The sequence below is a fragment of the Modestobacter versicolor genome, from assembly GCF_014195485.1.
Taxonomy (GTDB): domain Bacteria; phylum Actinomycetota; class Actinomycetes; order Mycobacteriales; family Geodermatophilaceae; genus Modestobacter; species Modestobacter versicolor.
The window spans coordinates 957,648-971,794 of sequence record NZ_JACIBU010000001.1; the positions used below are offsets into that span (position 1 = coordinate 957,648).

The following is a 14,147-nucleotide window of genomic DNA, read 5'->3' on the forward strand; positions in this document are numbered from 1 at the left end:
ACGCCGGTCGGTCATGTGGCGGCCACCACGTCGTCACCGGGGAGGGTGTCAGCGGCCGGCGACAGGGGCAGGGTGACGACGCCGGGTCGACCGGCAGAGCGACGAGGAGGAACCCCGTGACCGAGCCCGAAGCGACCGACGCCGACCGCCAGGAGCAGCAGCGCCTGGCCACCCCGCCCGTCCCCGAGCTCGCCGACGAGGCGGCCCCGCTGGCCGACGACGTCCCGGAGGCCGACGGCATCGAGCAGCAGCTCTCCGCGGTGCCCGGCAGCACCGGCGGGTACCGCGAGGGCGGTGCCGAGGCCGACGAGTACGACCGGCTGGAGCAGCAGGCCGCGGTGCCGGCCGACGAGGACGACGTCCGCGACTGAGCTCAGGGGTCGATGAGCTGCAGCTCCCCGGTGGCCCGGCTGCCGACGAACACCCGCCCGCTGCCCGGGTCGACCGCGACGGTGTTCGGCTGGCGGACGGTCGGCAGCCGGGCCACCTCGGTGAGCTCGTCACCGGCCGTGGACAGCGCGACCACCTCGTTGGTGCCGGTCAGCGTCACCCACAGCAGCTGGTCGGCGGCGTCCAACGCCAGCCCGTAGGGCTCGCCGTCCAGCGGGAGCGACCCGACCTGCGCCAGCGGGTCGGCGCTGAAGGTGAGGACGGCGTTCCCGCGGGTGTCGGCGACCAGGAAGCGGCCGCGGGCGTCGGCGACCAGGTGGGTCGGGCCGTCGCCGGCGTCCACCACGTCGAGCAGCTCACCGGCCGGGACGTCGTAGGTGGTGAGGCTGAACGCGCCGACGTCGACCACGCCGGCGACGTCCCCGACGACGGCGACACCGCCGGGCTGGGTCTGGCTGGTGAGCGTGGTGGTGACCTCGCCGTCCTCCACGACCGACAGGGTGCCGCCCTTCTCGTCGCCGACCAGCACCTGCCCGCTGGCCACCTGCGCGGCGTCGTGCGGGTAGCTGCCGACCGGCGTCTCGCGCACCGCGCCGTCGGGCAGCGACACCTCGACCAGGGAGTTGGAGTCCTCCGCCGGCACCAGCACCGGACCACCGGGGGCGGCCAGCTGCAGGTGGCGGGCGTGCCCGGGCAGCGGCACCTCGAGCACGGCGGTGCCGTCGCGGTCGACGAGGACCAGCCGGTTCGGGTCGCGGACGGCCACCGCGAGCAGGCCGGTGACCGGGTCGAACACCATGCCCTCGGCGTCGGGGTCCAGCGGGACGACCGTGCCGGCCGGGTCGGTGGTCAGCTCGGGGGAGTCGGCGGGTTCAGCGGCCTTCGCCGGGGCCGGGTCGGCCGCCGGCTCGGACGACGAGCAACCGGCCAGTGCCAGGGTCAGGGGCAACAGGACGGCGGCGAACCGAGCTCGGGGCATGCCGCGATGGTCGGCCACATCCGGTCTTCGTGCCGGGCGCCGGGATCGGATGGGTCGCGCCATGATGGACCGGCGGTCATGATCATCGCCGTGGTTGTCGCCTGGGTCGCCGTGGTGCTGCTGCTGTTCGCCCTGCCGGTGCTGGCGTGGTGGGTCGGCGCCCGGGACGTGTGGAGCCGGCCGGGCAAGCGGACCGAACCCGACCTGTACCGCGAGATGGTGCGCCGGCACGGACTGCGCCCGGCGGAGATCGCCGAGGTCGAGGGCGCCCTGACCTGGGGGCGTGAGCTCGACGACCCACGCCTGCGGGCTGCGGTCGTCGACTGGGCGCAGACCCTGCAGCAGCTGGTGGAGGAGCGACGGGCCCGCTACCCCCGGGCTCGTCGGGTGGCCCGGTTGCTGTGGCTGGTGTGGGTGGTGCTCGCGGTGGCGGCGCTCGCTTTCGCCGTGGCGCGCCGGGAGTGGGGACGGGTGTTCAACACGCTGTTCTGGCCACTGGTGCTGGCCTGGCCGATGAGCCGGGCGGTCGGCGGACCACGGCGGGCCATCGAACGGAACAGCGGGGCGCCGGCGTCCTGAGCCCGGGACCCAGGACGCCGGCGGTGCGTCAGCGGGAGTAGTACTCCACGACCAGCTGCTCCTCGCAGATCACCGGCACCTCGTCGCGCCGCGGCCGCCGGGCCACCACGCACCGCAGGTCGGCCAGCCGCACCTCGAGGTAGGCCGGGGCGGCGGCGTGCGCGCCGGAGGCGGCGACCTGGAACGGCGGCTTGGACTTGCTGCGCTCGGCGATCTCCACCACGTCGTAGGGCTGCACCTGGTAGCTGGGCCGGTCGACCCGCTTGCCGTTCACCGTGACGTGCTGGTGGCTGACGATCTGGCGGGCCTGGTAGATCGTCCGGGCGAAGCCGGCGCGCAGGACCGTGGCGTCCAGCCGGGCCTCGAGCTGGTGGGTGATCAGCTCCTCGCCGGTCTTCCCGCCGCTCCGCCGGGCCCGGTCGAACGCCGACCGCAGCTGCGTCTCGCTGATGTCGTACTGGGCGCGCAGCCGCTGCTTCTCCAGCAGCCGCGTCTTGTAGTCGCTGGTGTTCTTGCGCTTGCGACCGTGCTCACCCGGGGGGTACGGGCGGCGCTCGAAGTAGCGGACGTCCTTCGGGGTGAGCGGGATGCCCAGCGCACGACTGCGCCGGACCTTGGGGCGGGAGTTGTTCACACGGTCCTCCGGGTTCGGTTAGGCTCACCTTACCCCGCTGCAGCACCGCCCTGGACCCCGGAGTGCCCCATGACACGATCGACCCGACCCGCCGCCCCCGGGCCGTCCGCGGACGCCGTGCGGCCCACGGTCGCCGAGCGGGCCCGCACCGTCGCCGCCCGGCCGGCCGCCGCGGTCTGCGCCGCCGGCATCGACGGCAGCCGGGTGCTCGGGCACGCCACCACCGACGACGGGCAGGTGCTGCTGGTCGTCCCCACCGACGGCGAGGTGTGCACCGCCGTCCGGCACTCCGCCGACGGCGACCTGGCCGCGCTGCTGATGGTCACCGACCACGCACCGGTGCAGCTGCGCGAGCCGGTGCGGGCCCAGGTGTGGCTCTCCGGCTGGCTCACCCCGGTGCCCCCGGCGGACGAGCGGGCGGCCGCGCTGGCCTTCGCCGACGTCGCCCCGGTGAGCGCGCTGCTCGACGTCGGCCGCGGGACGACGCTGCTGCGGCTGGACCTGGCCGAGGTCGTGCTGGGGGAGTGCGGCACGGTCACCGAGGTTGCGCCGGAGGACTACCTGGCCGCGGCGCCCGACCCGCTGGCCGCGGTGGAGGCGCACGCCCTGCAGCACCTGGACGAGGCGCACCCGGAGGACCTGGCGCTGCTGCGCTCCCGGGTGCCGGGGCGGTGGCTGGCGAAGGGCGACGTGGTGCGGCCGCTGGGGCTGGACCGGTGCGGCTTCCGGCTGCGGATCGAGCAGCGGTCGGGTCACCGCGACGTGCGGGTGCCGTTCGCCCAGCCGGTCAGCACCGCCGACGAGCTCGGCCGGGCGGTGCACCAGCTGATGTGCGCCACGAGACGCGGCTGCCCGGAGCGCTGACCGTCCGGTCGGCGCCCCGGGCAGGGGTGGTGCTGGTGCGGGAGCGGGGTCGGTCAGCGCACGGAGCGCCGGCGGCCGCCGGAGGCGCCCTCGGCGACACCGATCAGCAGCACCGCGGCGATGATCGCCACGACCGCGCCCAGGATGTTCAGCTCGAAGAAGTCACCGGTGCCGAAGAACTTGGCGACGACGCCACCGATCAGCGAGCCGACGACACCCAGCAGGAGGGTGGCCACGAGGCTGAGGTTCTGCTTGCCGGGCTTGATGAGGCGCGCGAGCGCCCCGACGACCAGGCCGAACACGAGGAATCCGATGATGCCCATGGCAGCGTCGGTTCCCACAAGATCAACCGCTCAAACGCGGCTCACCCGGGCGGGTCAGTCGGCGAGCTCGGCCAGCAGCCCCGCCAGCCGGGTCCGGCGCGGCCGGACGTCGACCTCCCGCACCGCCCGGGCCAGCGCCGCACCGCTGGCGTGCACGATCGACAGGTGCTTCTGGGCGCGGGTCAGCGCGGTGTAGACCAGCGGCCGGGAGAGCATCCCGCCCGCCTCCGGGGGCAGCACGACGACGACGCCCGGCCACTCCGAGCCCTGCGCCCGGTGCACGGTGATCGCCCAGCCGTGCCGGAGGTCCGACAGCGCGGAGCCGGTGACGGTGACCGGGCCGGAGCTGAAGTCGATCGACAGCGAGCCCTCGCCGGTGCCGGTCACCACGCCCACCTCGCCGTTGGCGAAGCCGATCGGCTCGATGTCCAGGTGGTTGGCGGTGGCCACCACCCGGTCGCCGACGTCGAAGCCGAACACCGTGCCGTCGCCCGGGTTGAGCTGGGCCTTGAGCGCCTTGTTCAGCTCGATCGTGCCGGCCGGCCCGCGGTGCACCGGGGTGACGACCTGGACGGTGGCCGGGTCGATGCCCAGCGCGCGGGGGATCGAGTCGGTGACCAGCTGCACCACCCGCTTGGCCGCCTCCGCGCTGCCGGTGGCCGGCACGATGACCACCTCGCGGTCGGGGGACTCGACCTGCACCAGCTCGCCGCCGCGCACCCCGGTGGCCAGCCGGGCGATCGCGCCACCGGCGGCCTGCCGGTGCAGCGTGGTCAGCTCGGTCACCGGCACCACGCCGGAGTCGATCAGGTCGCCGAGCACGTGCCCGGGGCCGATCGAGGGCAGCTGAGCGGGGTCGCCCACGAGCAGCAGGTGCGTGCCGTCCTTGCAGGCCTCCAGCAGCGCCGCGGTCAGCTCGACGTCGAGCATCGAGGCCTCGTCGACCACGACGACGTCGGCGTCCAGCGGCCACTCCTCGTTGCGCGAGAAACCCCCGGTCATGCCCTGCGCGCCCAGCAGCCGGTGCACCGTGACGGCCGGGTGGTCGGTGAGCTCCTCCAGCCGCTTGGCGGCCCGCCCGGTCGGGGCGGCGAGCGCCACCTCGGTGCCCTTGGCCTGCAGCAGCTTCACCAGCGACGCCACCGTCCGGCTCTTGCCGGTGCCGGGACCGCCGGTGAGCAGTGAGATGCCGGCGCCGAGCACCTGGGCGACCGCGGCCTGCTGCGCCGGGTCCAGCCCCTTGGCCACCGACCGCACCGAGGCCGGGTCGGCGATCCGCCCGCTGGTGGCCGCCAGCCGGTGCACGTTCTCCGCGACGGCCTCCTCGGCCATCCCGTAGCGGGCCAGCGACAGGGTGCGCAGCGCCGGGTCGGGCTCGGGCAGCTCGTCGTCGGAGTCCTCGTCGAACTCCGGCAGGGGCGGCTCGTGCTCGAGCACGTCGCCGGACTCCACCGCGGCCACGATCGCCGCCGCCGGGTCGCTGATCTGCTCGGCGCGCAGCGCGGCGACCACCAGGTCGGCGGGGAGCACGGTGTGGCCGTCGCGGGTGGCGGTGCGCAGCGTCAGCGCGACGATCGCCCGGCCCCGGCGGGTGTCCTGCCGGTCCGCGCCGGAGAGCACGGTGATCGCCAGCCGGTCGGCGTCGGCCAGCGTGACGCCGGTGAGGCTCAGCAGCGCCCACGGGTCGTCGCGCAGCCGGCGGGCGGCGTCCGGGCCCAGCAGGTCCGCCGAGCTGACCGCCAGCCGGGCGTTGAGCCCGGCGCCGACGAGCAGCTCCACGACCTCGTAGGTCGGCCCCGCGGCCAGGAAGGAGCTGAACAGCCGCTCGGCGCGCTGCCGGCCCACCCGGGGCAGCTTCTGCAGCCGGTCGGCGGAGACCTCGTCGGGGCTGGTGATCCCCGCCGCCGGCAGGTCGGCCGCCGTCCGCTTGCCCAGCCCGGGCCACAGGCCGGCGGCGCAGAACGCGGCGAACACCGGGTCGCCGGTCACCGGGCCGCTCATGCCCGCTGCTCCGGCCGGTGCTCGGGGTAGGAGAACGGCGGCGAGGAGACGTCGTCCAGCGCGGTGACGATCGCCGGGGGCAGCCGCACCCCGTCGGCGTCCAGGGTGGCCTGCAGCTGCTGGGCGGTGCGGGCGCCCACGATCGGCGCGACCACGCCCGGGCGGTCGCGCAGCCAGGCCAGCGCGACCCCGAGCGGCGTCGTCCCCAGCCCCTCGGCCGCGGTGATCACCGCCTCGACCACCCGGTCGGCGGTCGCCGAGCGCAGCCCGTCGATGAACCCGGCCCACTGCGGCGAGGCGCCACGGGAGTCACCGGGCGTGCTGTGCCGGTACTTGCCGGTGAGCAGCCCGCGGCCCAGCGGCGACCACGGCAGGATGCCCAGCCCCAGCGCCTCGGCCGCGGGCACGACCTCGCGCTCCACGCCGCGCTGCAGCAGCGAGTACTCCACCTGGGTGCTCACGATCGGCGTGCGCCCGGGCCAGGCGCGCTGCCAGGTGGCGGCCTGGGCGGTCTGCCAGCCGGAGTAGTTGCTGATCCCGACGTAGCGGGCCCGGCCCGAGGAGACGGCGAGGTCGCAGGCGGCCAGCGTCTCCTCCACCGGGGTCGCGTCGTCCCAGGAGTGCAGCTGCCACAGGTCGACGTGGTCCAGGCCGAGGCGCTCCAGCGAGGCGTCCAGGGCGGCGAGCAGGTGCCCGCGGGAGGCGCCGCGGCCCATCGGCCCCGGCCCGGTGCGCCCGACCGCCTTGGTGGCGACCAGGACGTCGTCGCGCGGGACGACGTCGGACAGCAGCCGGCCCAGCGTGCGCTCGCTCTCCCCGTCGGCGTAGACGTCGGCGGTGTCGACCAGCGTCCCGCCGGCGTCGACGAAGGCGGTGAGCTGCATGGCGGCCTCGTCCTCGTCGGTGTCCCGGCCCCACGTCATGGTGCCCAGACCGAGCCGCGACACGACCAGGCCGCTGCGCCCGAGCGCCCGCTGTTCCACGACGGGTCAACCTACCGGGGCCGCGGGTGTGTCCCGGTCAACGCCGGCGCACCGGACGGTCGCACCGGGACCGGCGCCCACGGGCCCTAGGGTGCCTGCCGTGCAGTCGATCCCCGCGTGCCCTGACCGCGTGCCGGCCACCCCGCGGGTGGCCTGACGATGGGCTGGGTCGAAGCGGTCGTCCTGGGCCTGGTGCAGGGCCTCACCGAGTTCCTGCCGATCTCCTCCAGCGCCCACCTGCGCATCTTCGGGGAGGTCTTCGGCTGGGGCGACCCCGGTGCGGCGTTCACCGCCATCACCCAGATCGGCACCGAGACCGCCGTCCTCATCTACTACCGCAAGAAGATCGGCCGGGTCATCACGACCTGGCTGCGGTCGCTGCGCGACCGGGGGCTGCGCAGCGACCCGGACGCCCGGATGGGCTGGCTGATCATCATCGGCAGCATCCCGATCGTGGTGCTCGGCCTGCTGCTGCAGGACCGCATCGAGTCAACCTTCCGCGACCTGCGGATCGTCGCGATCGCGCTGGTCGTGTTCTCGCTGATCCTGTTCTGGGCCGACCGGGTGGGCAGCACGCAGCGCGAGCTGCCCGACCTCACCGTGCGGCACGGGCTCTACTTCGGTCTGGCCCAGGCGATGGCGCTCATCCCCGGCGTCTCCCGCTCGGGCGGCACGATCACCGCCGGCCGGTTCCTCGGCTACTCGCGCTCGGCCGCCGCGGACTACTCGTTCCTGCTCGCCGTCCCGGCGGTGCTCGGCTCGGGCTTCTTCCAGGTCTACGAGTCGCTGGACGGCGGGGTCGACTGGGGCCCCACCCTGCTGGCCACCGCGATCGCCGCCGTCGTCGGCTTCGCGGTCATCTCCTGGCTGCTGCGCTACCTGTCCCGGGGCAGCTTCACCCCGTTCGTCGTCTACCGGGTGGTGCTCGGCCTGCTGCTGCTCGCGCTGGTCGGCGCCGGGGTGCTCGACCCGACATAGGCTCCGCTCGTGACCACCGTCGTGCTGCTGCGCCACGGCCGGACGACGGCCAACACCGCGGGCGTCCTGGCCGGCTGGACCCCCGGGGTGCGACTGGACGAGACCGGCTCGGCGCAGGTGGCCGCGGTCGCCCAGCGGCTGTCCGGCGTGCCGCTGGCCGCGGTGGTCAGCAGCCCGCTCGAGCGCTGCCAGCAGACCGCCGGCGCCGTCGTCGAGGGCCGCGAGCTGGAGCTGCAGACCGACGACCGGCTCGGCGAGGCCCGCTACGGCGACTGGACCGGCCGGCCGATCAAGGAGCTGGTCAAGGAGCCGATGTGGAAGGTCGTCCAGCAGCACCCCTCGGCCGCGGTGTTCCCCGGCCCGGAGGGGGAGGGGCTGGCCCAGACCCAGGCCCGCGCGGTGGCCGCCGTCCGGGAGTGGAACGCGACGCTGGGACCGGACGCCGTCTGGGTGGCCTGCAGCCACGGTGACGTGATCAAGGCGGTGCTGGCCGACGCGTTCGGCATGCACCTGGACGCCTTCCAGCGGATCGTCGTGGACCCGGCGTCGATCTCGGTGGTCAGCTACACCGAGACCCGGCCGTTCGTCGTCCGGGTCAACGACACCGGCGGCGACGTCTCCGCGCTCATCCCGCCGCCGAAGAAGAAGCGCGGCCGCCGGAAGCCCTCGTCCGACGCCGTCGTCGGCGGCGGCGCGGGCAGCGGCGCCGCGTAACCTGATCTCGTGCCCCGTCAGGTCTACCTCTTCGACCGTCCCACCCGGTTCGTCGCCGGCACGGTGGGCCAGCCCGGCGACCGCACCTTCTACCTGCAGGCCTCCGACGAGGCCGGCCGCACGATCAGCGTGGCGCTGGAGAAGTCGCAGGTCCAGGTGCTCGCCGACCGGATGAGCGAGCTGCTCGACGAGGTCGCCACGCGCGCCTCGGTCGTCGTCCCGCCCGAAGCCGACGTCGACGACCTGGACCCGCTCACCGCCCCGGTCGACGAGGAGTTCCGGGTCGCGGCGATGGGCCTGGCCTGGGACGGCGAGGCCGACGCGGTCGTGGTCGAGGCCGTCGCCGCGGGCGAGGAGCCGATCGAGGAGGACGCGATCCTCTCCGACGCCGACGAGGGCCCCGACGCGCTGCGCGTGACGATCACCCCCACCGCGGCCCGGGCGTTCGTCGCCCGCGCCCGCCGGGTCATCGCCGCCGGCCGGCCGTCCTGCCCGCTGTGCTCGATGCCGCTCGACCCCGCCGGGCACGTCTGCCCCCGGCAGAACGGCTACCGGCGCTGAGCCGGAGGTCCCGGCCATGAGCGCATCCGAGCCCGGCCCCACGCCCGACGACGAGCTCCTCGACGAGGAGCTCGGGTACGACGACGAGGCCGACGAGGACGACGACGGTGACGTCGTGGAGCTGGACCTCGCCGCGTTCGACCACGGCGACCGCCGCGCCCCGTCAGGCACCGACGAGATCGCCACCCTCCTCCGCGACGGCGAGCTGGACATGGAGGGGCGGCTGCTGGACGCCAGCAACGTCACCCTGGTCGGCGCCGTCCGCACCGAGACGCTGGCCGCCACCTGCGTCTACAAGCCGGTGGCGGGGGAGCGGCCGCTGTGGGACTTCCCCGACGGCACCCTCGCCGGCCGGGAGATCAGCGCCCACCTGGTCTCCGAGGCCACCGGCTGGTCGGTCGTGCCGCCGACGGTGCTGCGCGACGGGCCCTACGGCCGCGGCATGGTGCAGCTGTGGATGGACGCCGACCCGGGCATCGAGCTCACCGAGTTCGTCCGCCGCGACGACCCGGGGCTGCGCCGGATGGCGGTCTTCGACGCCGTGGTGAACAACGCCGACCGCAAGGGCGGTCACATCATCCCGATGCCCGACGGCCACGTGTACGGCGTCGACCACGGCATCTGCTTCTCCGCCGACCCGAAGCTGCGCACCCTGCTGTGGCGCTGGGCCGGCCGGCCGCTGCTGCTGGAGCACCTGGCGGTGCTGGAGCAGCTGGCCGAGCAGCTGCGCGGCGACCTGGGGGAGCAGCTGCACGAGCACCTGACCCGGCGCGAGGTGCGGCGCACCCAGCAGCGGGTCGACGAGCTGCTGCGCACGCAGCTGCACCCACAGCCCAGCGGCGAGTGGCCCGCGCTGCCCTGGCCGCCCTTCTGACCGCGGCCCCACCGGCCTCCTGCTGACACGATGCGGTCCATGCCGCACCGCAGCCGCCTGTCGATCCTCCTGCTCGACCTCCCGCCCGAGCACCACGCCGCCGGCCGCGACTTCTGGTCCGCGGCCACCGGCCACCCGGTGGTGCCGGACACCGCCGACGCCACGTGGAGCTCGCTGGGCACCTTCGCCGACGGCTTCCACCTGGAGGTGCAGCGCACCGGCGAGGGCACGCCGCCGCGCTGGCACGTGGACGTCGAGACCGACGACGTCGAGGCCGAGGTCGAGCGGCTCGAGGGCCTGGGCGCCCGCCGGCTGGCCGACATGGGCCGGTTCTGGCAGCTGACCGACCCCGCGGGCCTGGTCTTCTGCGTCGTCGGCGTCCAGACCGGCGAGGAGTTCGACCGGCACGCCACCACCTGGCCCTGACCCTCACCCTGCGGTGGAGGGTCAGGTGGCCGCTCCGGCCGGGTGCCGTGCCCGACCGTCGGTGCCCGGAACTACGCTCCTGACGTGCTCTCCTGGCCCGCTCCGCTCCTCCCGACCCTGCCCGGGTCCGGGCCCGCCCTGCGGCTGCACGACACCGCCCGCGGCGAGGTCGTCCAGACCACCCCGGGCCGCATCGCGCGGATGTACGTCTGCGGGATCACCCCCTACGACGCCACCCACCTCGGGCACGCCGCCACCTACCTCGCCTTCGACCTGGTCAACCGGGTCTGGCGGGACGCCCGGCACGCCGTGCACTACGTGCAGAACGTCACCGACGTCGACGACCCGCTCTTCGAGCGCGCCGACCGCGACGGCGAGGACTGGATCGTCCTCGGCATGCGCGAGACGGCGCTGTTCCGCGAGGACATGACGGCGCTGCGGGTGCTCCCGCCGGAGGACTACGTCGGCGCCGTCGAGGCGATCCCGCAGATCGTGGCGAAGGTCGAGACCCTCTGGGACGCCGGCCTGGCCTACCAGCTCGACGACGGCACCGGCGACGTCTACCACGACGTCTCCCAGGCCCCCGGCTTCGGCGGGGAGTCCGGCTACGACGAGGCGACGATGCTGCGGCTGTCCGCCGAGCGCGGTGGCGACCCCGAGCGCCCGGGCAAGCGGCACGCGCTCGACCCGCTGTTGTGGAAGGGCGCCCGCGACGGCGAGCCCAGCTGGCCCGGCCCGCGCGGGGTCGCCGGCCGCCCCGGCTGGCACGTCGAGTGCGCCTCCATCGCGCTGGACACGATCGGCACCGGCTTCGACGTCCAGGGCGGCGGCAGCGACCTGGTCTTCCCGCACCACGAGTACTCCGCGGTGCACGCCGAGGCGCTGACGGCCACCAAGCCCTTCGCCCAGGCCTACGTGCACGCCGCGATGATCGGGCTGGACGGCGAGAAGATGAGCAAGAGCCGGGGCAACCTGGTGTTCGTCTCCCGGCTGCGCGGCGAGGGCGTCGACCCGATGGCCATCCGGCTGGCCCTGCTCTCCGGGCACTACCGCACCGACCGCGCCTGGACCCCCGACCTGCTGGAGACCGCGCTGCAGCGGCTGGCCACCTGGCAGCGGGCGGTCGACCTGCCCCTCGGCGCCCCGGCCGGCCCGGTGCTGGCCGCCGTCCGCGAGCGGCTGGCCGACGACCTGGACACCCCCGGCGCCATCGCCGCCGTCGACGCCTGGGCCGCCGCCAGCCTGGCCGAGGCGGCGTCGGGCAGCGGCACGCCCGCGGCGCAGGCCACCGACGACTGGGACGAGCAGTCCCCGGCAGTGGTGCGCGACCTGGTCGACGCGCTGCTGGGGATCGCGCTCACGCCGTGACCGCGCCCGGGTCCCCGTTCCGGCTGGCCGACCGAGCGGCCCGGGAGCGGGCGGAGGAGCAGCTGGCCCCCGCCGCCGCCCGCTCGGCGCGCACCCGCGGCCGGGCCCGGCCCGAACCCGAGGACGACCTGCGCACCGCCTACGAGCGCGACCGCGACCGGATCCTGCACGCCAAGGCCTTCCGCCGGCTCAAGCACAAGACCCAGGTCTTCCTGCACCCCGACGGCGACCACTTCGTCACCCGGCTGACCCACACGCTGCAGGTGACCCAGGTGGCCCGGTCGCTGGCCGCGGCGCTGTCGCTGAACGAGACGCTGGCCGAGGCCATCGCGCTGGCCCACGACGTCGGGCACTCGCCGTTCGGGCACATCGGCGAGGAGGCGCTGGACCCCTACGTCGCCGGCGGCTGGCACCACGCGGCCCAGGGGGTGCGGATCGTCGAGGTGCTCGAGGACCTCAACCTCACCTGGGAGGTGCGCGACGGGGTGCGGGCGCACAGCTGGAAGATCAGCCCGCCGCCGGACACCCGCGAGGGCGAGTGCGTGCGCTACGCCGACCGGATCGGCTACCTGTCGCACGACGCGCTGGACGCCGTCCGGGCCGGGGTGCTGCGCCCCGGTGACCTGCCGGCCCGCACCCGCCAGGTGTTCGGCGAGCCCGGCAGCGCGATGGTCGGCTCGATGATCGAGGCGGTCGTCGCCGGCAGCCTGTCGCCGGCCAACACCGGCGGCGCGGTCGTGATGGACCCCGACGCGCTGGAGGCCATGCAGGAGCTGCGGGTGTTCATGTTCGAGCGGGTCTACGAGTCCGACACCGCGGCCGGGCAGAAGAACGTGGCGATCGACGTCATCCGCCGGCTGGTCGACCACCACCTGGCCCACCCGGAGCTGATCCCGGCCAGCTACCGCGACACCGAGGCCGACGCCGTCACCCAGGTCGTCGACTACGTCACCGGGATGACCGACCGGTTCGCCCTCGCCGCGCACGACCGGCTCTTCGACGACACCGCGTCGCTGCGGATGCGCCCGCTGCTCGTCGTCCCCTGAGCCGGCCGTGGCCGTGGTGCTGGTGACCGGGATGTCCGGGGTGGGGAAGTCGACGGTGCTCGCCGAGCTCGCCCGGCGCGGTCACGCCGTGGTCGACACCGACGACGGCGGCTGGATCGAGCAGGCGCCCGAGCCGCTGTGGCGGGAGGACCGGGTCACCGCCCTGCTCGACGGGCACACCGCCGGGCACCTGTTCCTGGCGGGCACGGTGGCCAACCAGGGCCGGTTCTACCCGCGCCTCGACGCGGTGGTGCTGCTCAGCGCGCCGGTCGAGGTGCTGCTCGAGCGGGTCGCGTCGCGGACGACGAACCACTTCGGCAAGACCGCCGACGAGCGCCGGCGGATCGTCGCGGACACCGAGCAGGTCGAGCCGCTGCTGCGCGCGGGGGCGACGGTGGAGGTGGACACCCGACGTCCGCTGGCCGAGGTGGTGGACGCCGTCCTGCGCGCCGCCACTGCCGGGTCCTGATCGCCGGCGCCTCCGACGAGAACGCGCTGAGTGCTGCCACCCGGCTCGGGTGACAGCACTCAGCGGGCCGTGATCACGGGTGCTCAGTTCGACGACGTGCCGCCGCGGCGGCGCAGGTACCTCTCGAACTCCTTGGCGATCTGGTCGCCGTTGGCCTGGGACAGGTCGCTCTGGGTCGCGCGCTCCTCCAGCGAGCGCACGTACTCGACGACCTCGTCGTCCTCGTTGGCCATCTCGTCGACGGTCTTCACCCAGTCCTCGGCCTGCTGCGGGAGCGCACCGAGCGGCACCGGGAGCTCCAGCACCTCCTCCACCCGCTGCAGCAGGGCGACGGTGGCCCGCGGCGAGGGCGGCTGGGAGACGTAGTGCGGGACGGCGGCCCAGAAGCTGACCGCCGGCAGGCCGGACTGCACGCAGGCGTCCTGGAAGACGCCGAGGATGCCGGTCGGCCCCTCGTAGCGGGAGGTCTCCAGGCCCCAGTTGGCGGCGGACTCGGCGTCGTACGCCGACCCGGTCACCGGGGTGGGCCGGGTGTGCGGCGTGTCGGCGAGCAGCGCGCCGAGCGCCACCACCGTGGTGGCGCCCAGCTCCTGGACCAGCTCGATCAGCTCGTCGCAGAAGCTGCGCCAGCGCATGTTCGGCTCGATGCCGCGGATCAGGACGACGTGCCGGTCGGCGCCCGGCGGCTTGGCGACCGAGATGCGCGTGGTGGGCCACTCGATGCGGCGGCTGACGCCGTCGACGAGGGAGACGGTGGGCCGGTTGACCTGGAAGTCGTAGTAGTCCTCGGGGTCCAGGGCGGCCAGCGGCTCGGCGTCCCAGATCAGCTCCAGGTGCTCGACCGCTCCGGTGGCGGCGTCCCCGGCGTCGTTCCACCCCTCGAAAGCGACCACGACCACGGGGTCGTCCAGCTCGGGCAGGTCGTCTGCGGTGGACTTGGGATCGATCACCCTTCGAG

General features: G+C 74.8%; 17 protein-coding genes. 11 read left to right on the forward strand and 6 right to left on the reverse strand.

Annotated features, from left to right (window positions below; all coding sequences use genetic code 11):
- Positions 1 to 116: 116 nt before the first annotated feature.
- Complete coding sequence (locus FHX36_RS04620) at positions 117 to 371, forward strand: hypothetical protein (RefSeq protein ID WP_110550703.1); 255 nt, start codon at positions 117 to 119, stop codon at positions 369 to 371.
- A 2-nt stretch (positions 372 to 373) separates the two neighbouring features.
- Here the strand turns inward: FHX36_RS04620 and FHX36_RS04625 are convergent, their stop codons facing one another.
- Complete coding sequence (locus FHX36_RS04625; protein ID WP_110550702.1) at positions 374 to 1,369, reverse strand: NHL repeat-containing protein; 996 nt, start codon at positions 1,367 to 1,369, stop codon at positions 374 to 376.
- 78 nt (positions 1,370 to 1,447) lie between these two features.
- On the opposite strand from FHX36_RS04625, the gene FHX36_RS04630 reads away from it, so the two are divergent.
- Positions 1,448 to 1,948: a hypothetical protein gene (locus FHX36_RS04630; protein ID WP_110550701.1), complete on the forward strand. Its 501-nt coding sequence runs from the start codon at positions 1,448 to 1,450 to the stop codon at positions 1,946 to 1,948.
- A gap of 28 nt (positions 1,949 to 1,976) precedes the next feature.
- On the opposite strand, the gene rpsD is transcribed toward FHX36_RS04630, so the two are convergent.
- A complete protein-coding gene (rpsD, locus tag FHX36_RS04635) occupies positions 1,977 to 2,582 on the reverse strand; it encodes a 30S ribosomal protein S4 (RefSeq protein WP_110550700.1) in 606 nt (201 codons plus the stop codon).
- Between the two features lie 69 nt (positions 2,583 to 2,651).
- On the opposite strand from rpsD, the gene FHX36_RS23350 reads away from it, so the two are divergent.
- Positions 2,652 to 3,446 (forward strand): DUF2470 domain-containing protein, encoded by a 795-nt coding sequence (locus tag FHX36_RS23350; protein ID WP_110550699.1) that lies wholly within the window; start codon positions 2,652 to 2,654, stop codon positions 3,444 to 3,446.
- A 53-nt stretch (positions 3,447 to 3,499) separates the two neighbouring features.
- Here FHX36_RS23350 and FHX36_RS04645 read toward each other — a convergent pair whose 3' ends face one another.
- From FHX36_RS04645 to FHX36_RS04655, 3 genes are read right to left on the reverse strand one after another with little or no spacing between them, the layout of a single operon-like run.
- Positions 3,500 to 3,769: a GlsB/YeaQ/YmgE family stress response membrane protein gene (locus tag FHX36_RS04645; protein WP_220035803.1), complete on the reverse strand. Its 270-nt coding sequence runs from the start codon at positions 3,767 to 3,769 to the stop codon at positions 3,500 to 3,502.
- 54 nt (positions 3,770 to 3,823) lie between these two features.
- Complete coding sequence (locus FHX36_RS04650) at positions 3,824 to 5,770, reverse strand: AAA family ATPase (RefSeq protein ID WP_110550698.1); 1,947 nt, start codon at positions 5,768 to 5,770, stop codon at positions 3,824 to 3,826.
- Complete coding sequence (locus tag FHX36_RS04655) at positions 5,767 to 6,753, reverse strand: aldo/keto reductase (RefSeq protein WP_110550697.1); 987 nt, start codon at positions 6,751 to 6,753, stop codon at positions 5,767 to 5,769. Before FHX36_RS04655 ends, FHX36_RS04650 begins: the two co-directional genes overlap by 4 nt.
- A gap of 159 nt (positions 6,754 to 6,912) precedes the next feature.
- On the opposite strand from FHX36_RS04655, the gene FHX36_RS04660 reads away from it, so the two are divergent.
- The 8 genes from FHX36_RS04660 (at position 6,913) to FHX36_RS04695 (ending at position 13,189) form a co-directional block, all read left to right on the forward strand.
- On the forward strand, positions 6,913 to 7,731 hold the full coding sequence (locus FHX36_RS04660) for an undecaprenyl-diphosphate phosphatase (protein ID WP_110550696.1): 819 nt from the start codon (positions 6,913 to 6,915) through the stop codon (positions 7,729 to 7,731).
- A 9-nt stretch (positions 7,732 to 7,740) separates the two neighbouring features.
- Entirely contained in the window at positions 7,741 to 8,445 is a 705-nt protein-coding gene (locus FHX36_RS04665) for a histidine phosphatase family protein (protein WP_110550695.1), read from the forward strand.
- 9 nt (positions 8,446 to 8,454) lie between these two features.
- Complete coding sequence (locus tag FHX36_RS04670; RefSeq protein ID WP_110550694.1) at positions 8,455 to 9,006, forward strand: DUF3090 family protein; 552 nt, start codon at positions 8,455 to 8,457, stop codon at positions 9,004 to 9,006.
- Between the two features lie 16 nt (positions 9,007 to 9,022).
- On the forward strand, positions 9,023 to 9,880 hold the full coding sequence (locus tag FHX36_RS04675; protein WP_110550693.1) for an SCO1664 family protein: 858 nt from the start codon (positions 9,023 to 9,025) through the stop codon (positions 9,878 to 9,880).
- Positions 9,881 to 9,919: 39 nt separating this feature from the next.
- Positions 9,920 to 10,306 (forward strand): VOC family protein, encoded by a 387-nt coding sequence (locus FHX36_RS04680; protein ID WP_110550692.1) that lies wholly within the window; start codon positions 9,920 to 9,922, stop codon positions 10,304 to 10,306.
- An 84-nt stretch (positions 10,307 to 10,390) separates the two neighbouring features.
- Positions 10,391 to 11,674 (forward strand): cysteine--1-D-myo-inosityl 2-amino-2-deoxy-alpha-D-glucopyranoside ligase, encoded by a 1,284-nt coding sequence (gene mshC, locus FHX36_RS04685; RefSeq protein WP_110550729.1) that lies wholly within the window; start codon positions 10,391 to 10,393, stop codon positions 11,672 to 11,674.
- On the forward strand, positions 11,671 to 12,720 hold the full coding sequence (locus FHX36_RS04690) for an HD domain-containing protein (RefSeq protein ID WP_110550691.1): 1,050 nt from the start codon (positions 11,671 to 11,673) through the stop codon (positions 12,718 to 12,720). Before mshC ends, FHX36_RS04690 begins: the two co-directional genes overlap by 4 nt.
- 7 nt (positions 12,721 to 12,727) lie before the next feature.
- Complete coding sequence (locus tag FHX36_RS04695; protein WP_220035802.1) at positions 12,728 to 13,189, forward strand: AAA family ATPase; 462 nt, start codon at positions 12,728 to 12,730, stop codon at positions 13,187 to 13,189.
- 83 nt (positions 13,190 to 13,272) lie between these two features.
- Here the strand turns inward: FHX36_RS04695 and FHX36_RS04700 are convergent, their stop codons facing one another.
- Positions 13,273 to 14,139, reverse strand: coding sequence for a PAC2 family protein (locus FHX36_RS04700; RefSeq protein ID WP_110550690.1), 867 nt, complete (start codon positions 14,137 to 14,139; stop codon positions 13,273 to 13,275).
- Positions 14,140 to 14,147: the final 8 nt, after the last annotated feature.